The sequence below is a fragment of the Sandaracinobacteroides sayramensis genome (assembly GCF_022014495.1).
In the GTDB taxonomy this organism is placed as follows: Bacteria; Pseudomonadota; Alphaproteobacteria; order Sphingomonadales; family Sphingomonadaceae; genus Sandaracinobacteroides; species Sandaracinobacteroides sayramense.
The window spans coordinates 485,561-501,998 of record NZ_JAKLSQ010000001.1; the positions used below are offsets into that span (position 1 = coordinate 485,561).

Annotated in this window: 19 protein-coding genes and 1 pseudogene; all 20 read right to left on the bottom strand. The window is 66.5% G+C overall.

Annotated features, from left to right (window positions below; all coding sequences use genetic code 11):
- Positions 1 to 45 precede the first annotated feature (45 nt).
- Positions 46 to 1,323: a metal-dependent hydrolase family protein gene (locus L6Q21_RS02205; protein WP_237828832.1), complete on the bottom strand. Its 1,278-nt coding sequence runs from the start codon at positions 1,321 to 1,323 to the stop codon at positions 46 to 48.
- A gap of 472 nt (positions 1,324 to 1,795) precedes the next feature.
- The gene (locus L6Q21_RS02210; RefSeq protein WP_237828833.1) at positions 1,796 to 2,266 is read right to left on the bottom strand and encodes a GNAT family N-acetyltransferase; all 471 of its coding nucleotides are present in this window, start codon (positions 2,264 to 2,266) and stop codon (positions 1,796 to 1,798) included.
- Positions 2,263 to 3,393, bottom strand: coding sequence for a flavodoxin-dependent (E)-4-hydroxy-3-methylbut-2-enyl-diphosphate synthase (ispG, locus tag L6Q21_RS02215; RefSeq protein WP_237828834.1), 1,131 nt, complete (start codon positions 3,391 to 3,393; stop codon positions 2,263 to 2,265). Before ispG ends, L6Q21_RS02210 begins: the two co-directional genes overlap by 4 nt.
- Entirely contained in the window at positions 3,393 to 3,962 is a 570-nt protein-coding gene (gene pal, locus L6Q21_RS02220) for a peptidoglycan-associated lipoprotein Pal (RefSeq protein ID WP_237828835.1), read from the bottom strand. Before pal ends, ispG begins: the two co-directional genes overlap by 1 nt.
- 69 nt (positions 3,963 to 4,031) lie before the next feature.
- Positions 4,032 to 5,345, bottom strand: a complete 1,314-nt coding sequence (tolB, locus tag L6Q21_RS02225) for a Tol-Pal system beta propeller repeat protein TolB (protein ID WP_418895790.1) — start codon at positions 5,343 to 5,345, stop codon at positions 4,032 to 4,034.
- A complete protein-coding gene (locus L6Q21_RS02230) occupies positions 5,342 to 6,160 on the bottom strand; it encodes a hypothetical protein (protein WP_237828836.1) in 819 nt (272 codons plus the stop codon). Before L6Q21_RS02230 ends, tolB begins: the two co-directional genes overlap by 4 nt.
- Positions 6,157 to 6,606, bottom strand: a complete 450-nt coding sequence (locus L6Q21_RS02235) for an ExbD/TolR family protein (RefSeq protein WP_237828837.1) — start codon at positions 6,604 to 6,606, stop codon at positions 6,157 to 6,159. Before L6Q21_RS02235 ends, L6Q21_RS02230 begins: the two co-directional genes overlap by 4 nt.
- Before the next feature lie 28 nt (positions 6,607 to 6,634).
- On the bottom strand, positions 6,635 to 7,312 hold the full coding sequence (gene tolQ / locus L6Q21_RS02240; RefSeq protein ID WP_237828947.1) for a protein TolQ: 678 nt from the start codon (positions 7,310 to 7,312) through the stop codon (positions 6,635 to 6,637).
- 88 nt (positions 7,313 to 7,400) lie between these two features.
- Complete coding sequence (locus tag L6Q21_RS02245; RefSeq protein WP_237828838.1) at positions 7,401 to 7,892, bottom strand: YbgC/FadM family acyl-CoA thioesterase; 492 nt, start codon at positions 7,890 to 7,892, stop codon at positions 7,401 to 7,403.
- Complete coding sequence (gene rplS, locus L6Q21_RS02250) at positions 7,892 to 8,293, bottom strand: 50S ribosomal protein L19 (protein ID WP_237828839.1); 402 nt, start codon at positions 8,291 to 8,293, stop codon at positions 7,892 to 7,894. The genes L6Q21_RS02245 and rplS overlap by 1 nt, the downstream gene beginning before the upstream one ends.
- A gap of 90 nt (positions 8,294 to 8,383) precedes the next feature.
- The gene (trmD, locus tag L6Q21_RS02255; RefSeq protein WP_237828841.1) at positions 8,384 to 9,067 is read right to left on the bottom strand and encodes a tRNA (guanosine(37)-N1)-methyltransferase TrmD; all 684 of its coding nucleotides are present in this window, start codon (positions 9,065 to 9,067) and stop codon (positions 8,384 to 8,386) included.
- Positions 9,064 to 9,444 (bottom strand): type II toxin-antitoxin system VapC family toxin, encoded by a 381-nt coding sequence (locus L6Q21_RS02260; RefSeq protein WP_237828843.1) that lies wholly within the window; start codon positions 9,442 to 9,444, stop codon positions 9,064 to 9,066. The genes trmD and L6Q21_RS02260 overlap by 4 nt, the downstream gene beginning before the upstream one ends.
- Positions 9,437 to 9,700 carry an antitoxin gene (locus L6Q21_RS02265; protein WP_237828845.1) on the bottom strand — a complete coding sequence of 88 codons (264 nt, stop codon included), beginning with the start codon at positions 9,698 to 9,700 and terminating at the stop codon, positions 9,437 to 9,439. The genes L6Q21_RS02260 and L6Q21_RS02265 overlap by 8 nt, the downstream gene beginning before the upstream one ends.
- Positions 9,701 to 9,730: 30 nt before the next feature.
- The gene (rimM, locus tag L6Q21_RS02270) at positions 9,731 to 10,195 is read right to left on the bottom strand and encodes a ribosome maturation factor RimM (protein WP_237828948.1); all 465 of its coding nucleotides are present in this window, start codon (positions 10,193 to 10,195) and stop codon (positions 9,731 to 9,733) included.
- A 29-nt stretch (positions 10,196 to 10,224) separates the two neighbouring features.
- Positions 10,225 to 10,701 carry a 30S ribosomal protein S16 gene (gene rpsP, locus L6Q21_RS02275; protein ID WP_237828846.1) on the bottom strand — a complete coding sequence of 159 codons (477 nt, stop codon included), beginning with the start codon at positions 10,699 to 10,701 and terminating at the stop codon, positions 10,225 to 10,227.
- Positions 10,702 to 10,731: 30 nt separating this feature from the next.
- Positions 10,732 to 12,201 (bottom strand): signal recognition particle protein, encoded by a 1,470-nt coding sequence (ffh, locus tag L6Q21_RS02280; RefSeq protein WP_237828847.1) that lies wholly within the window; start codon positions 12,199 to 12,201, stop codon positions 10,732 to 10,734.
- Between the two features lie 282 nt (positions 12,202 to 12,483).
- Complete coding sequence (locus L6Q21_RS02285) at positions 12,484 to 13,113, bottom strand: PEPxxWA-CTERM sorting domain-containing protein (protein WP_237828848.1); 630 nt, start codon at positions 13,111 to 13,113, stop codon at positions 12,484 to 12,486.
- Positions 13,114 to 13,374: 261 nt separating this feature from the next.
- Entirely contained in the window at positions 13,375 to 14,022 is a 648-nt protein-coding gene (locus L6Q21_RS02290) for a PEPxxWA-CTERM sorting domain-containing protein (protein ID WP_237828849.1), read from the bottom strand.
- A gap of 275 nt (positions 14,023 to 14,297) precedes the next feature.
- Positions 14,298 to 14,402: pseudogene (locus L6Q21_RS18200) on the bottom strand (PEPxxWA-CTERM sorting domain-containing protein); the annotation flags it as partial.
- Positions 14,403 to 15,082: 680 nt separating this feature from the next.
- Positions 15,083 to 16,420: an adenylosuccinate lyase gene (purB, locus tag L6Q21_RS02300; RefSeq protein ID WP_237828851.1), complete on the bottom strand. Its 1,338-nt coding sequence runs from the start codon at positions 16,418 to 16,420 to the stop codon at positions 15,083 to 15,085.
- Positions 16,421 to 16,438 lie beyond the last annotated feature (18 nt).

Genomic DNA, 16,438 nt, shown 5'->3' on the forward strand with positions numbered 1-16,438 from the left:
CGGCCGCGCCTAGCCGATCATGGCCGCCAGCGCGAAGGGAAACTGCTACTTCCCCTTCACCACCTCGCCGCCCTTCATCACGAAATCCACCGCCTTCAGCGCCCGCACATCGCCCAGAGGGTCGCCGGCCACCGCGATGATATCCGCATGGTATCCGGGCCGGAGCGCGCCGATATCCTTCACCCCCAGCAGGTCGGCGGCATTGGTGGTGGCAGCGGCGATCGCGGTCGCCGGCGTCATCCCATGCGCCACCATCAGCTCGAACTCGTCGGCGTTGCGGCCATGCTTGGAAACCCCGGCATCGGTGCCGAAGGCGATCTTCACCCCCGCCGGCACGGCCTTCTCCAAAGCCTTGCCGGTGATCTCCAGCCGCCACTTCACCTTCGCCAGCACATCCGGCGGATAAGCGTCAGGGTTCGCCGCCAGCCGCTCCCGATAGCCGTTCACGGTCGAAAGCGTTGGCACATAATAAGCCCCGGAGGATTTGAAGAGGCGGATCGTCTCCTCGTCCGGCATGGTGCCATGCTCCACCGAGGCCGCGCCATTCGCCAGCGCTACATTGATCCCGCCCGTGCCATGGGCATGCACCGCCACCTTCTTGCCGTGCAGCTTCGCGGTCTCCATCACCGCCTTCGCCTCGTCCGGGAACATCTGCTGCCCCAGCCCGGCGCCGATGCGGCTGTTCACCCCGCCCGTGGTCGCGATCTTGATCACATCCACCCCGCGCCGCACCTGCAGCCGCACCGCCCTGCGGCAGGCATCCACCCCGTCGCACAGATTGGCCTGCAGGATCGCCGCATGCAGCCCCTCGGCCAGCGAATTGGCGCTGTCCATATGGCCCGATGTCACGGAAATCGGCTGCCCCGCATCGACGATGCGCGGCCCCACCACCCAGCCGGCGTTCACCGCATCGCGCAGCGCCAATGTCGCGCCGCTGATGTCCCCCAGATTGCGCACGGTGGTGAAGCCCGCATGCAGCGTCTTCATCCCGTTCCACTGCGCCCTGAGCGCCGACGCCCCCGGAGAAGAAGTCAACCCCTCCACCAGCGCCGCCTCGCCGCCCGCATCCGAGTCCAGATGCACATGGCTGTCGATCAGCCCCGGCAGCACGAACCGCGCGCCCAGATCGATCACCTCGGCCCCCGCCGGCGCCTGCCGCCCCGGCAGCAAGGCGGTGATCCGCCCCTTCTCCACCACGATGGAAGTCGGCCCCAAAGCCGGCCGCCCCGGCTCCGCCAACACCCGATCGGCCTGGATCACCGTCACCTGCGCCAAGCCGGGCGCGGCGGCGGCAAGGAGCAGGCAGGCAAGAAGCTGGCGCATGGCTGGTAACCCCCTTTTTTGAACTTTGGGCGGAGCCTAGGCGGGAAGGGCGGAGCGGTGCAAGGCTTGCCTCCGGCGGCCAGGGCTTCGCCCTGGACCCAGCAGGGGCGTGACGCCCCTGCACCCCCGATCCTCAACATCCACCGCTCTCGTCACCCCGGGCTTGACCCGGGGTCCAGCTTCTCAGCGCCCCGCGCCCGCCAACAATTCCAAAAGCCTGCGGCGCAAGAAAGAAGAAAGCCCCTCCCCTGTCAGGGGAGGGGTTGGGGTGGGGTGGGAGCGTCCCACACCCACAAGGCGTCCAAAGAATTAAACCACCCACCCACCAAAACCAGCGCCGCAGGCAATCAAACCCACCAGCAGCCCAACACCGCCAATCACCCACAACCAAACAAAAAGAGGGTGCAGGGAAATCATTTCCCTGCCGGGGTGAAGGGGCAGAGCCCCTTCAAAAACTTCAACGCGGAACAGCTCACCCGCCCATCCGCGCCAGCGCTTCGCCTTCCAGCCTCCAGGTCTCCCACCCGGCGGCCTGTCGCGCGCCCAGCATTTCGTAGAAGCCTTTGGCGCTGTTGTTCCAGTCCAGCACGTTCCACTCGACGCGGGCGCAGCCCTCGGCGACAGCCAGGCGCGCCAGCCGTTTCAGCAGGTCCAGCCCGACCCCTTGCTTGCGCAGTTCGGGGGAAACGAACAGATCCTCCAGGAACAGCCCGCGTTTGCCGGTCCAGCTGGAGAAGTTGAAGAAATAGAGCGCCATCGCCACCGGCCGGCCGTCCACGAAGCCCAGAAGCGCGTTCAGATGCCCCGCCGCCAGCGCGTCGCGCGCGCCGGCTTCGGTCATCTTCACCTTGTCGCCTTCATTCTCGTAAGCCGCCAGTGCCGTCACCAGTTCCAGCACGGTTGCCGCGTCCTCGGGCGCGGCCGCCCGGATTTCGATCGTCATTCCGCTGCCTGCGCCTGCTCCGCCGCCAGCTTCCCGGCCTCGATCTCCGTGGCCTTCGCCTCCACCAGCTTCACGATATGGTCGACGATGGCTTCGTCCGCCACATGGTGGTCGGTCACGCCCGACAGATAGACCATATGCTTGCCGTTGCCGCCGCCGGTCAGGCCGATGTCGGTCTCGCGCGCCTCGCCGGGTCCGTTCACCACGCAGCCCAGCACCGAAAGCGACAATTCCGTGGTGATATGCGCCAGCCGCTTCTCCAGAGTCTCCACGGTGCGGATTACGTCGAAGCCCTGCCGCGCGCAGCTCGGGCAGGAGATGATCTTCACCCCCCGCGCCCGGATGCCCAGAGACTTCAGGATATGATAGCCGACCTTCACTTCCTCTTCCGGCTCGGCGGAGAGGGAAACGCGGATGGTGTCGCCCACCCCGCCCCACAGCAGCATGCCCAGCCCGATCGAGGATTTGACGGTGCCGCCGATCAGCCCGCCGGCCTCGGTGATTCCCAGATGCAGCGGATAGTCGGAACGCGCCGCCAGCTCGTTATAGGCTGCAACCGCCAGGAACACGTCGGAGGCCTTCACCGAGATCTTGAACTCGTGGAAGTCCGCATCCTCCAGCAGCTTCGCATGCTCGAAGGCGGATTCCACCAGCGCCTCCGGGCAGGGCTCGCCATATTTCTCCAGCAGATGCCGTTCCAGGCTGCCACCGTTCACGCCGATGCGGATGGAGCAGCCATTGGCCTTGGCCGCCCGCACCACTTCGCGCACCCGCTCGGCCGAGCCGATGTTGCCCGGATTGATTCGCAGGCACGCCGCGCCCGCGTCGGCGGCTTCCAGCGCCCGCTTGTAGTGGAAATGGATGTCGGCGATGATCGGCACGCTCGCGGCGCGGGTGATCAGCCGCATCGCCGCGGTCGCTTCCTCGGTCGGGCAGGAAACGCGGACCATGTCCGCGCCCACTTCCTCGCACCGGCGGATCTGGTCGATCGTGGCGGCCGCATCTTCCGTCGGCGTGTTGGTCATGGTCTGCACGGCGACGGGCGCGTCTCCGCCCACCGGCACCTTGCCGACCATGATCCGACGGGATTTGCGGCGGTGGATATCCCGCCACGGTCTATGCGACATTATCGGCCTCCGGCCACCACCACGGTCACCGCCCGGCGGTTCCTCGCCCAGGCTTCCTCGTTCGAGCCGTCGACTGCCGGCCGCTCCTTGCCATAGCTGATGATCGACATGCGGTCAGCCCCGACACCTTGGGCCGCAAGAAAATTCTTGGCGGCGTTCGCCCGCCGCTCGCCCAGCGCCAAATTGTATTCGCGTGTGCCGCGCTCGTCGGCATGGCCTTCGATCAGCACCCGCACGCCGGGGTTGCGGGCGATCCACTCGGCCTGCGCGCCCAGAATCTGCCGCGCCGTCTCGTCCAGCCCATAGCTGTCGAACGGGAACAGGATGGTGTCGGAGCCGGCGGCCTCGATCAGCGCCGCCTGGCTGCCCGGCAGCGCGGAGGAGCCGACCTGTTCGGGCGGCGGCACGGTGCCGGCCTGGTCGATCGGCGCTTCGGCCGGCGGCTGCGCCGGGGCCGGCTGCCACGCTTCCGGCGGCAGCACATCGCGATTCTTCGTGCAGGCGCCCAGCGCCAGCGCACCGGCCAGCATCAGCAGCGGAAAGGCCCGTGTGTTGAGTTGGCTGTTCATCTTCATCTCCTTACGCGCGCGTCCCTCCCGAGGGAACCAAAAGAGTGGGGAACCAAAAGACAGGTCGGATCATTTCAGAAGCGGCCCCCAGCTCGGGTCGCTCGCTTCCATGGGTGTCGGAATGCGCCGGTCGTTCCGCCCGGTCAGGTCGATCGACCTCAGGCTCGAACGGCCGTTGCGCTCGGACCGGCTGAACAGGATCACCCGCCCGTTGGGCGACCAGCTCGGCGATTCGTCCTGCCAGCTATCCGTCAGCAGCCGCTCGCCCGAGCCATCCGGGCGGATGACGGCGATCCGGAACTTGCCGCCCTGCATGCGGGTAAAGGCGATCAGGTCGCCGCGCGGGCTCCAGACGGGGCTGCCGGCGCGGCCGTCGCCGAAGCTGATGCGCTGCGCGCCGGAACCGTCGGCGTTCATCACATAAAGCTGCTGCGCCCCGCCCCGGTCGCTCTCGAAAACGATCTTGCGCCCGTCGGGGGAGAAGCTGGGCGAGGTGTCGATGGAATTGCCGCTCGTCAGCCGCCGCGTGGTCTTGCTTCCAATGTCATAGGCATAGATGTCGCTGTTCCCGGCGCGGGTCACGCTGAACACCAGGGTCCGCCCATCGGGCGAGAATCGCCCGGCAAAGCTCATGCTGTCGAAGCTGCCGACCGATTCCTGCTGCCCCGTGCCCAGATTGTAGATCCACACCCGCGGCCGGTCGGCCGAGAAGCTCATATAGGAAATCGTCTCGTTGGCGGGGGAGAATCGCGGCATCAGCACCAGCGACTGGCCAGACGTCAGGAAGCGGTGGTTGGCGCCGTCCTGGTCCATCACCGCCAGCCGCTTCACCCGCTTGGTCCGGGGGCCGCTTTCCGCCACATAGACGATGCGGCTGTCGAAATAGCCCTTCTCCCCCGTCAGCCGCGAATAGACGAGGTCGGAACATTTATGCGCCGCCCGCCGCCAGCCGGCCGGGGTGACGGTGAAGCCCTGCCGCACGAGCTGCTCTTCGGAGAAGACGTCGTAGAGATAACAGCCGATGGTCAGCGTGCCGTCCGGGTTGGCGGTCACGAAGCCGGTCGCCAGCGCCTGCGCGGCCGCCGCGCGGAAGCTGCCGAACTGCGGCCCGGTCACTTCTGAAAAGCCCGGCGCGGTGAAGGCCTGCGGGTTCAGCGGCTTGAACAGGCCCGAACCGGCGAGATTGCCGGAAATCACCTCGGCCACCTGCCGCCCCAGCTCCACCGTGCTGCCGGCCGGCGTCTGCACCGCCGCCGAAGTCGGGAAGGCCGGAACGGCGATCGGCATCGGCTGCTCGGTGCCGCTGGTGATGTCGATCCGAAGCTGCGCCGCGGCGGGCGCGGCCAGCGTCAGGGCAAGAAGGGCAGCGGCAAAACGCATCATGTCATCAACCTCGGATCGAAGTTCAGCTCGAACTCCCGCCAATAGGAATAGAGATCGTCCGGCAGTTCAAGCGGCGCGCAGCGCAACACCGCTCTGCGCGCCGTTTCCACAAACGCCCGGGCATAGGCCTGGTTCCCCGCGGTGGCGCCGGTCTGGCTCACGAATTCCGGCGGCGCCGCCACACTCCCGTCCTTGTTCAGGCGAATCTTCAGCACCGCCGTCATCCCCGCCACATCGGCGCCGCCGATCGGCGGATTCCAGCAGGGCGCCACTTGCGCGCGGATCGCCTGCTCCAGGGTCGCCGCCTGGATCGGGCTCAGCCGCGCCTGCTTCGGCAGCGCCTGCTCGATGGTTTTCGCGAACTGCGACGTGTCCTTCGGCTTCACCGGCGCATCGGGCTTGGACTTGTCGATAAGGCTCGCCATCGCGCCGGCGTCGAAGGTCTTCGGCTTGGCGTTGCGCGGCGCGGCCTTGGGCGGAGACGGCTTCTTCACCTCCTCGGCGATCGCATCCTGCGGCGCGGTGTCCTCGGCCTTCACCTGCGGCTCGGGCGGGGCCGGAGGCGCCGGCGCCGGCGGCACGGGCGCCACCATCTCGGCCGGCGCCGGAGGGCCGGCCTCGCGCGGCGCCGCCTCCATCGAAGGCGCCGGCGGCTTCGTCACCTGCGCCACATCGGCGATGTCCAGGAACTCGACCGGGGTGACGTCCGGCTCGGAATCGAAACGCGGGATATGGTTGGCCAGCCCCAGCGACAGCGCCGCCAGCAGCGCCAGATGCAGGCCGGCGGCCAGCAGGAAGGCGCGCGCTTCCGTCATCCCGCCGGCGCTTCCTCGATCGTCACCGGCCGGTTCACCAGCGCCACCTTGGTGAAGCCAACTCCGGTCACATCCGCCAGCAAGGCCGCCACCTGCCCATAGGGCAGGGAGGCGTCCGCCCGGATCACCACCCGCGCGTCCGGCCGCGCTTCCTTCAGCGCCTGCAGGCGCGTGTCGAAGGCCGCTTCGCCCAGCAGCTCGCTGCCGATCGAGCGCTGCCCCGCCCGGTCGATGGTGACGGAAATCGGCTCATTGTCGCTCGGCAGCGCCTTCGCCGCCGTCTGCGGCAGGTCGACGGAAACCCCGGTCACCAGCAAGGGCGCCGCCACCATGAAGATGATCAGCAGCACCAGCATCACGTCCACCATCGGCGTGACGTTGATCTCGGCCATGGGCGCCCGGCGACGCCGGCCCCGGCCCTTCGCCGCGCCCGCCCCCATCGCCATCAGGCCGCTCCCGCGGATCGGTTGCGCATCAGGAAACCCCGTCCAGCTCGCGGCTCATCAGCGCATGGAAGGCCGAGGAGAATCCCAGCAGCCGATCCTCCAGCCGGGTGATGCGGTGCAGCAGCCGGTTGTAGCCGATCACCGCCGGAATGGCGGCGAAAAGGCCGATGGCGGTGGCGAACAGCGCCTCGGCGATGCCCGGCGCCACCACGGCGAGGCTGGTGTTCTGCGTCGCGCCGATGGCGATGAAGGCGCGCATGATGCCCCAGACGGTGCCGAACAGCCCCACGAAGGGCGCGACCGAGCCAATGGTCGCCAGAAGGTTCAGCCGGTCGGACAAATCGGAAATGGAACGGTCGATGGAGGCCGACATCACGCTCGCCAGCCGCGCCCGCACCCCTTCGCGGTCGACATTGTTGCGGCCTTCCACGCTCGCCTGCCACTCGTCCATTCCGGCCAGAAACAGGTCGGCGGTCGGGTGCTGGCCCTTGGTGGCGGAAAGCTCGTCCAGCGTCTTCGCCTTCCAGAACCGCTCCTCGAAGGCGTTCGCCTCGCGGTCGATCATCCGCAGCCGCCGGGTGCGTTCGAAAATGACCGCCCACGAGAATATGCTCGCCAGCAGCAACCCCACCATCACCACCTTCACGACGATGTCGGCCTGCAGGAACAGCGCCCAGGGAGACATGGTCTCCGCCGTCTTGACCATCAGCTCGTCCAAGAATTCACTCCGGCTTGGGGGCATGGGGCAGCCCGGGATGTGGCCCCACGGCTTTACGGGAAGTGAACGGCTCCGCTCAAGAGTCGGCGGGCAGCATCGTGCGGAACTTTTGCATCCAGTCCGCCGGCTGCCGGCGCGGGCGCCCCTCGGGCGTCAGGAAGCCGGCGCGCACCTGCGCCTCGATCAGCACCTCCGCCCCGCGCAGGATGCGCTGCCCCATGCTCACCTGCGCCGCCCCCAGCGCCCGGCAGCGGGTCTCCACCAGCAGATCGTCGTTCAGCCTCGCCGGGCGCAGATAGCGGATCTGCAGGTCCGCCACCACATAGACCCCGTCGCCCGCCTCATGCGCGGCGCGCTGGTCGATCCCCAGCACTTGCAGCAGGTCGCTGCGCCCACGCTCCATGAAGCGCAGGTAATTGGCGTGGTAGACCACGCCGGACAGATCGGTGTCCTCGAAATAGACACGGACGGCGAGCCGATGCGCGCCGTCCGCAATCCGTCCGGAAACCGGCGCCGGAAAAGCGCCGGCCGCCAATAGGCGCCGATCGGAATCGGCGCCGGCCTGCATCAGGCTTCGGTCGTGGCGGCGGCCTTTTCCGCCGCCTGGCGCCAGTCGCGGCGCTCGGCGATCCGGGCGGACTTGCCGCTGCGGCCCCGCAGATAATAGAGCTTGGCGCGGCGCACGGCGCCCCGGCGCACGACCACGATGGATTCGATGCTCGGCGAATAGAGCGGGAACACCCGCTCCACGCCTTCGCCGAAGCTGATCTTGCGCACGGTGAAGCTGGAGCCGATGCTCTTGTTGGAACGCGCGATGCACACGCCTTCGAACTGCTGCACGCGAACGCGCTCGCCTTCCTTCACCTTCACGCCCACGCGCAGCGTGTCGCCGGCGCGGAATTCGGGAACAGCGCGGGCTTCCTTCAGCTTGGCGATCTGTTCGGCTTCAATCGTCTGAATCAGGTTCATTCTTCGCTCCATGTTCCCGGCTGTCCGGGAAACTTGCCCTCTTCGGGGGCGGTTGGGGGCGCCAGAGGGCGGATGCCTCGGGCCTGAAACTCAGTCCGTCAGCAGGTCGGGCCGCCATAGCCTCGTGTCTTCGAAGGCCTTGCGCTTGCGCCAGGCCTCGACCTTCCCATGGTCGCCCGAAGTCAGAACCTCGGGTATCGCATGCCCCTCCCACACGGCGGGTCGGGTGTAATGCGGATATTCGAGAAGGCCGCTTTCGAAGCTTTCCTCGACTCCGCTGGAAGCGGCGCCCATTACGCCGTCCAGCAGCCGAACGCAAGCGTCCAGCAGCACCAGCGCCGCCGTCTCGCCGCCGGACAGGATATAGTCGCCGATCGACACCGGCTCCACGCCGCGCCCTTCGAAGATGCGCTCGTCGAATCCCTCGAATCGCCCGCAGAGCAGGGTCACCCCAGGCCCGGCGGCCAGTTCCCGCACCCGCTTCTGCGTCAGCAGCGGCCCGCGCGGTGTCAGCGCCAGCACCGGCGCGCCGGGCAGGCGCGCCCGCGCCGCGTCCACCGCCCGCGCCAGCACATCCACCTTCAGCACCATGCCCGGCCCACCGCCCGCCGGCGTGTCATCGACGGTCCTGTGCCGGTCCTCGGCAAAGTCGCGCAACTGGATCGCCTCCAGCCCCCAGCGCCCGCCCTCCATCGCCCGCCCGGCCAGAGACACGCCCAAAGGCCCCGGAAACATTTCCGGGTAAAGCGTCACCACCTGCGCCTGCCAGCTCATGCCAGCCAATTCTCGATCTTCAACCCTGGGACGTCCGTAAAGTCGGCCACATTGTTCGTCACCAGAACCGCCCCGATGCTGAGGCTATGGGCGGCGATCAGCCTGTCCAGCCTGCCCCGCCGAAATGGCAGCCGGGCATATTGGGCGGCAGCCTGCTGGTCATAGGGCAGCACCTTCACAAATTCGAACAGCTCCAGCGCCGGTCCACTGTCCCCGCCCCCCCGCTCGAACCCCAGCAGCACTTCGCCGAAACAGATGCTGGAGGTAACAAGCCCGCGCTCATGCGCGCGCATCCGCCGCCGCAACCCTTCCCCGCCGGCGGCGAGAAAGGCAATGCAGATATTGGAATCGAGCAGGAAACGCCGCGGCTCAGTCAAGCTTCAGCCCCAGCAGATGCCAGTCCAGCTTGCGCTCTTCCAATTCGCGGTCTTCCGGAGGAATCGGCTGCAGTCCAGGCACCGAGCCGTAAAGCTCGTCCAGTGCGCGACGCTTCCGTACCGGCTCGATCACATAGCGCCCGGCCTCCTCGCGCACGATCACTTCCTGCCCCAGTTCCAGCGGATAGTCGGCCGGCAGGCGCACGGCCTTGCTGTTCCCGCTCTTGAAAACCCGCGTGCTGCGCTCAACGCCCATCGCATCCTCCGTATATACGTCATGTATATACTACTGAAGCCACTCCGGATCAATCACCAGCGGCTCGGCGACAACAGGCACAGCCGCCGGAATCAGCGGCACCAGCACCCGCGCGCCATCGGGCCGAGCGATCTCCAGCAGGTCGGAGGCGCCGAAATTCTCCACCGCCACCACTTCGCCCAAGACATCGCCAGCCGGCGAAACCACCTTCAGCCCCAGCAGGTCGTGCCAATAATATTCGCCCGGCGGCAATTCGGGCAGGCTCTCGCGCGGCACCGTCAGCAGCGTGCCGCGTAGGCCTTCCGCCGCCGTGCGGTCGCCGATCTCGGCGAACCGCGCCACCGCGCCCTGCGGTCCGGGCCGCACGGATTTCAAGGTCAGCAGGCGCCCGCCCGCCTCGAAGCGGGCGTGCGGCTTCAGATTGTCGGCGGAGGCGGTGAACAGCTTCAGCCGCACCTCGCCGGCCACGCCATGCGCGCCGGCGACGGCCGCCATCACGACAGGCCGCCCGGCGCGCACGCCGATCAGCCTTCGGTCGACTCAGCAGCAGCTTCTTCGGCCGGAGCCTCAGCCGGAGCTTCCTCGACAGCAGCTTCCTCGGCGGCCGCTTCCTCAACCGGAGCGGCAGCGGCGGCAGCGGCTTCAGCAGCAGCCTCGGCGGCCTCCGCCTCCTTCTGCGCCTTCAGTTCGGCGCGTTCCTTGGCCTTTTCGCCCGGCTCGGCCTTCTTCGGGTTGTTCTTCGCGGCGCGGGTCAGCAGGCCGGCGGCGTCCAGGAAGCGCTCGACGCGGTCCGTCGGCTGCGCGCCCACCGAAAGCCAGTGCTTGGCGCGCTCGGCGTCCAGCGTCACGCGCTCGGCCGAATCCTTGGGCAGCAGCGGGTTGTAGGTGCCCAGCTTCTCGATGAAGCGGCCGTCACGCGGGGCGCGGGCATCGGCCACGACGATGCGATAGAAAGGCCGCTTCTTCGCGCCACCGCGCGACAGTCGGATGGAAAGTGCCATGTCTTTTTTCTTCCTTCGTTGATCTGGATATCAGCGTTTCTTGAACTTGAAGCCGCCCGGAAACTTGGGCGGCGTGAAACCCGGCGGCAGGGCCGGCATCTCGCCAGCCCCCGGAAGAGCACCGGGCGCCCCGCCCGGCATCCCCGGAAGCCCGGGCATTCCGCCGCCCCCGAACATCCCGGCCAGCGCGCCAAGCCCGCCCATCTTCTTCAACCGCTTCATCGCGGTTTCCATGTCGGCGTGCATCTTCAGCAGGCGGTTCACCTCCTGCACCGTCACGCCCGAACCATTGGCGATGCGGATCTTGCGCCGCGCGTTCAGCAGGTCGGGCTTCGCCCGCTCCTTCGGCGTCATGGACAGGATGATGGCCTCCAGCCGGGCGACCGACTTGTCGTTCACCTTGCCCTTGTCCATCGCCTCCTGCGCCTTGGCCATGCCCGGCAGCATCTTCGCCAGCGCGCCGAGCCCGCCCATCTTCTTCATCTGCCGGAACTGCGCCAACAGGTCGGTCATGTCGAACTTGCCCTTGGCAAGCTTCGTCGCCATCGCCTCGGCCTCGGCGATATCGATGGTCTCGGCCGCGCGCTCCACCAGAGAGACGACATCGCCCATCCCGAGGATTCGCCCAGCCGCCCGCTCGGGGTGGAAGGCCTCCAGCGCGTCGATCTTCTCGCCGGTGCCGACGAACTTGATCGGCTTGCCGGTGATGAAGCGCATGGAAAGCGCCGCGCCGCCGCGCGCATCGCCGTCCATCCGCGTCAGCACCACGCCCGTTAGCGGAACCTGCGCGTTGAAATTCTCGGCGACATTCACCGCGTCCTGGCCGGTCAGCGCGTCCACCACCAGCAACGTCTCCGCCGGCTGCGAGGCTTCAGAAACCGCCTTCATCTCGGCCATCAGCGCCTGGTCGACGTGCAACCGGCCGGCGGTGTCCAGCAGCAGCACGTCGAAGCCCTGCAGCTTCGCCGCCTGCAGCGCGCGGTTGGCGATCTCCACCGGCGGCTGGCCGGCGATGATCGGCAGCGTCGCCACGCCCACCTGCTCGCCCAGCACCTTCAACTGCTCCTGCGCGGCCGGGCGATTGACGTCGAGGGACGCCATCATCACCTTCTTGCCGCGCTTTTCCTTCAGCAGTTTGGCAAGCTTCGCCGTCGTCGTCGTCTTGCCCGAGCCCTGAAGCCCGACCATCATGATAACGGCCGGCGGCGTCACCCCCAGCGTCAGGTCGGCGCTGTCGCCACCCAGCGTTTCCACCAGGCAGTCGTTGACGATCTTCACCACCTGCTGGCCGGGCGTCACCGACTTCAGCACTTCCGCGCCGACGGCCCGCTCGGTCGCGCGGTCGACGAAGTCCTTCACCACCGGCAGCGCGACATCGGCTTCCAGCAGCGCCACGCGCACCTCGCGCATCGCCGCGCGCACCTCAAGCTCGTTCAGTGCACCACGGCCGCGCAGCTTGTCGAACACGCCGGACAGGCGTTCGGACAGGCTCTCGAACATCAGCGCTTCCTCTTCGCAGGCGGCTTCACGGCGGCAATCAACTCCAGATCAGCCCCGCCATCCCCCTGTCTCCGGCCCAACGCGAAACGCGCCGGTGGGCGAACCTTCGCTGACCGGCGTGCATCCGTGGACACTCGAAACCAGGATTTCGGGTGCTGTAGCCGCAGTCCAGTATCGACAGAGCGCTCCCGAGTCAAGAAACCCGGACCCAATCGAAGCTCCACGGAAAAGGGCGGGCCGCCACGGCGGCCCGCCCTCTCGTCGGTCCGAATGAAAGCGGTATCAGGCGATCGCCGCGCGGCGGCGAAGGGCGAAGCCCACCATGCCGAAACCGGCGATCAGCAAGGCCCAGGTCGCAGCCTCGGGAACGGCATCCGCCGTCTGGCGCAGATAGAAGGGCTCGGTCGCATCGGTTTCGCGGCGGTTCGTCAGGCCATAGCTGAAGAAGACCGTCTCGCCCGAGGCCACCACGCCATTGTAGAAATCCAGATAGTCGCGGTGCGCGACTTCATCGACATAGAGGTCGAGGAACTTGTCGGAAGTGCGCGGGAAATGGGGATTGCCGAGTTGGGCGAAGCTCAACCCGTCATCGTCCGGCGAACTCCCTTTGTCCGACTGCAGCAGTTCGTGCCGGAAGCTGGTCCAGCTCGCGCCTGTCTCGTTCGTCACATATTTGTCGATCCGCCAGGCCGTGTAACCATGCGGCCAGTCGATGAACTTCAGCAGCACATCGGTCGAGGTGTTGACACCCCAGGTCTCATACAGCGTGATCACCCTGGCCGCGGCGTCGACCGTATAGCTGAACGCCGCCAGATTGCTGCCCGGCTCCTCGACGACAGTCAAAGCCGAAGCAGCTCCAGCCGCTCCGAAACCCATCAGCGCGGCAACCGAATATTTGAAGAGAAGAGACATCTCGCCCTCGCATGTAAAACCCACCACGAAACATATCAGCAATTTCCATGCCAACAGATGGGTTGCAAGGAATCAAGGTCTTAAGTAACGGGGAATCAGCGCACCTGTTAATCATTCCGACAGGTTTGCAGCCATTATCTCGAATGAGACGCATTTGCGACGCGCTGTCGAAGGCAAAAAAATGCCCATGAAAAGAGCGGGACCGTTTCCGGTCCCGCTCCAATTTCATTCACGCACCGGCCGGCTTGGCCGGCCCGTTCGTCAGGCCGTGACGGCCGAAGCCGATTGGCGGCGGCGGCGCAGGGCCGAACCGACGAAGCCGAAGCCGGCCACCAGCATCGCCCAGGTCGCGGGCTCAGGCACCGCGTCCAGGAATTCCGACTGGCGCAGGTAGAAGGGGTTCACATTCTCCGAGCGGCGCGCGGTGATCCCGAAGGTGAACCACACGGTTTCGCCCGACAGAACCGAACCGCCATTGTAGAGCAGATAGTCGCGCAGGGCATCTTCATCGGCCACCACGTTGCTGAACAGATCGGACTCACGCTCGACGGTCGGCTTGCCCAATTGAGCGAAGCTCAGGCCGTCGTTGTCGGGCGAACCCGCCTTGTTGGCGTTCAGCAGTTCGTGCGAGAAGCTGCCCCACTCGCCACCGGTCAGGTTGGTGACATATTTGTTCACCGTCCAGCTGGCGTGGTTGTACTTCCAGTCCTCGAACTTCAGGACGATGGCACCAGCCGTGTCCGGGCCGAAGGTTTCCCAGATGTTGATGGTGCGGGTCGCCTCATTCACTTCATAGTGGAAGGCGGCAAGGTTGCTGCCGGGCTCGACCGTGATGGTGAGAGCGGCGGCAGGAGCGGCAAGGCCAAGAGCCGCGAGAGCGGCAGCAGAAAGAAGCGTCTTGAACGTCATCGGAAACCCCCAACTGGTGGATGGTGAAAAATCGTAACTCCTCATGCAAGGCCCGTGCCAGAGTCAAATTCCTTGAATATCAGTCGATTAGATTCATTAACGGGCCAAATGCTGTAAAAATTCCCGACACTTCTTCCAGGAGTCGCCGCACTGCAACAAACCAGTTCCCCACGGCCTGCGCCACGGCGCACCAACAGGGACAAATGAAAGGGGCGGGGCCCTTTCAGGCCCCGCCCCTTCCGAAAGCCCGGGCCGAAACGGCCCTGGCACCGATGTCAGGCAGTCACGCTGCCGATTCCGGCGCGGCGCCGACGCATGGAAACGCCAACCATTCCGAAGCCCGCGATCAGCAGGGCCCAGGTCGCAGGCTCGGGCACGCCCGGCTGCGCCTGGCGCAGATAGAAGGGGTTGGTGTCCGCGGTATCCCGGCGGTTGGTGATGCCGAAGCCGAACCACACGGTCTCACCGTTCGCAACCGTGCCGTTCGAGAACTTCAGGAAGTCCCGCGTCGAGAGCTCGTCGGCGTAGACGTCGGCGAACAGATCGGATTCACGCGGGCGAAGCGGAATGCCCTTCTGGGCAAAGCTCAGGCCGTCGGCGTCAGGCGAAACCGACCTGTCCGACTGGAGGAGCTCGTGCGAGAAGTCGAGCCAGTCACGACCGGTGTTGTTGGTGACATACTTGTTGATCTGCCAGGAACCCAGCCCATAAGGCCAGCCTTCGATCAGCAGATACACGTTGTTCAGCGTGTTCTCATCCCAGGTCTCAAAGATATTGATCGTCCGGGTCGCTTCATCAACGGTGTAGCTGAACTCGGCGAGGTTGCCCGCCGCCACCGAAATCGTAACGGCGGCATTTGCAGCGGTCGCGAGACCGAAGCTTGCAAGCGCGGCCAAAGGCGCCACAAATTTGAACATCAAACCGACTCCTGCTTCAGGATTGCCCACCAGCGCTACTGGCGCAACTTCTACTTGCAAACATCGTGCCAAACTCATCGGAAAGAAGATTCAATGGGTTGGCCAATATCCTCGCAAGTAGAATGTCAGATTCTTTTACAGGTTTAACAATTGGCAACAGATCGCCCCGCTTCGCCGAACACCCGTGCAAAAATCACGTCGACCCGTTGAAAATGATGGTCGAGTGTAAACAACCTGTCCAATTCCGCAGCCGACAGCCGCGCCGCCACGTCCGCATCGGCCGCCAGCAATTCCTTCAATTGCAGCGCCCCGTCCGACTCCCAGACCCGCATCGCGTTGCGCTGCACGATCCGATAGGCGTCCTCGCGCGAAACCCCGGCCTGCGTCAGGGCCAGCAGCACCCGCTGGGAGTGGATGAGGCCGCCCATGCGGTTCATGTTCCGCTCCATCCGCTCGGGATAGACCAGCAGCTTGTCCACCACGCCCGTCAGCCGCGCCAGCGCGAAGTCGAGCGTGATGGTCGCGTCCGGCGCGATCCCGCGCTCGACCGACGAGTGCGAAATGTCCCGCTCATGCCACAGCGCCACATTCTCCAGCGCCGGAGTCACCGCCGAGCGCACCAGCCGCGCCAGCCCCGTCAGATTCTCCGTCAACACCGGGTTGCGCTTGTGCGGCATCGCCGACGAGCCTTTCTGCCCCGGCGAAAAATACTCCTCCGCCTCAAGCACTTCGGTCCGCTGCAGGTGGCGGATCTCCACCGCCAGCCGCTCGACCGAACTGGCGACGACGCCGAGAGTCGCGAAGAACATCGCATGCCGGTCGCGCGGGATCACCTGCGTGGAGATCGGCTCCACCGCCAGCCCCAGCTTCGCCGCCACATGGCGCTCCACCTCGGGCGAGATGTTGGCGAAGGTCCCGACCGCACCCGAAATGGCGCAAGTCGCGATTTCCGCCCGCGCCGCCACCAGCCGCGCGCGGCAGCGGTCGAACTCGGCATAGGCCTGCGCCAGCTTGAAGCCGAAGGTCACCGGCTCGGCGTGGATGCCGTGGCTGCGGCCGATGGTCGGCGTGAACTTGTGCTCGAACGCCCGCCGCCGGATCGCCGCCAGCAGCGCGTCCATGTCCGCCAGCAATATGTCGCTCGCCCGCGCCAGCTGCACGGCCAAGCAGGTGTCCAGCACGTCGGACGAAGTCATCCCCTGGTGCATGAAGCGGGCTTCCTCGCCCACCTGCTCCGCCACCCAGGTCAGGAAGGCGATCACGTCATGCTTCGTCACCGCCTCGATGGCGTCGATCGCTTCCACGTCGATCGCCGGGTTCGTCGCCCACCATTTCCACAGCGCGTCGGCGGCCGATTTCGGCACGACGCCCAGTTCCGCCAGCGCCTCGGTGGCGTGCGCCTCGATCTCGAACCAGATCTTGAAGCGGGTCTCGGGCTGCCAGATGGCAACCATCTCGGGTCGGGAATAGCGCGGGATCATGGGCGGACGCCCTAGCCC

What these genes read in the sequence shown, in the direction of transcription:
- L6Q21_RS02205 (WP_237828832.1), bottom strand. Translation starts at nt 1,323, where the DNA reads ATGCGCCAGCTTCTTGCCTGCCTGCTCCTTGCCGCCGCCGCGCCCGGC.
- L6Q21_RS02210 (WP_237828833.1), bottom strand. Translation starts at nt 2,266, where the DNA reads ATGACGATCGAAATCCGGGCGGCCGCGCCCGAGGACGCGGCAACCGTG.
- ispG (WP_237828834.1), bottom strand. Translation starts at nt 3,393, where the DNA reads ATGTCGCATAGACCGTGGCGGGATATCCACCGCCGCAAATCCCGTCGG.
- pal (WP_237828835.1), bottom strand. Translation starts at nt 3,962, where the DNA reads ATGAACAGCCAACTCAACACACGGGCCTTTCCGCTGCTGATGCTGGCC.
- tolB (WP_418895790.1), bottom strand. Translation starts at nt 5,345, where the DNA reads ATGATGCGTTTTGCCGCTGCCCTTCTTGCCCTGACGCTGGCCGCGCCC.
- L6Q21_RS02230 (WP_237828836.1), bottom strand. Translation starts at nt 6,160, where the DNA reads ATGACGGAAGCGCGCGCCTTCCTGCTGGCCGCCGGCCTGCATCTGGCG.
- L6Q21_RS02235 (WP_237828837.1), bottom strand. Translation starts at nt 6,606, where the DNA reads ATGGCGATGGGGGCGGGCGCGGCGAAGGGCCGGGGCCGGCGTCGCCGG.
- tolQ (WP_237828947.1), bottom strand. Translation starts at nt 7,312, where the DNA reads ATGGTCAAGACGGCGGAGACCATGTCTCCCTGGGCGCTGTTCCTGCAG.
- L6Q21_RS02245 (WP_237828838.1), bottom strand. Translation starts at nt 7,892, where the DNA reads ATGCAGGCCGGCGCCGATTCCGATCGGCGCCTATTGGCGGCCGGCGCT.
- rplS (WP_237828839.1), bottom strand. Translation starts at nt 8,293, where the DNA reads ATGAACCTGATTCAGACGATTGAAGCCGAACAGATCGCCAAGCTGAAG.
- trmD (WP_237828841.1), bottom strand. Translation starts at nt 9,067, where the DNA reads ATGAGCTGGCAGGCGCAGGTGGTGACGCTTTACCCGGAAATGTTTCCG.
- L6Q21_RS02265 (WP_237828845.1), bottom strand. Translation starts at nt 9,700, where the DNA reads ATGGGCGTTGAGCGCAGCACGCGGGTTTTCAAGAGCGGGAACAGCAAG.
- rimM (WP_237828948.1), bottom strand. Translation starts at nt 10,195, where the DNA reads ATGGCGGCCGTCGCCGGCGCGCATGGCGTGGCCGGCGAGGTGCGGCTG.
- rpsP (WP_237828846.1), bottom strand. Translation starts at nt 10,701, where the DNA reads ATGGCACTTTCCATCCGACTGTCGCGCGGTGGCGCGAAGAAGCGGCCT.
- ffh (WP_237828847.1), bottom strand. Translation starts at nt 12,201, where the DNA reads ATGTTCGAGAGCCTGTCCGAACGCCTGTCCGGCGTGTTCGACAAGCTG.
- L6Q21_RS02285 (WP_237828848.1), bottom strand. Translation starts at nt 13,113, where the DNA reads ATGTCTCTTCTCTTCAAATATTCGGTTGCCGCGCTGATGGGTTTCGGA.
- L6Q21_RS02290 (WP_237828849.1), bottom strand. Translation starts at nt 14,022, where the DNA reads ATGACGTTCAAGACGCTTCTTTCTGCTGCCGCTCTCGCGGCTCTTGGC.
- purB (WP_237828851.1), bottom strand. Translation starts at nt 16,420, where the DNA reads ATGATCCCGCGCTATTCCCGACCCGAGATGGTTGCCATCTGGCAGCCC.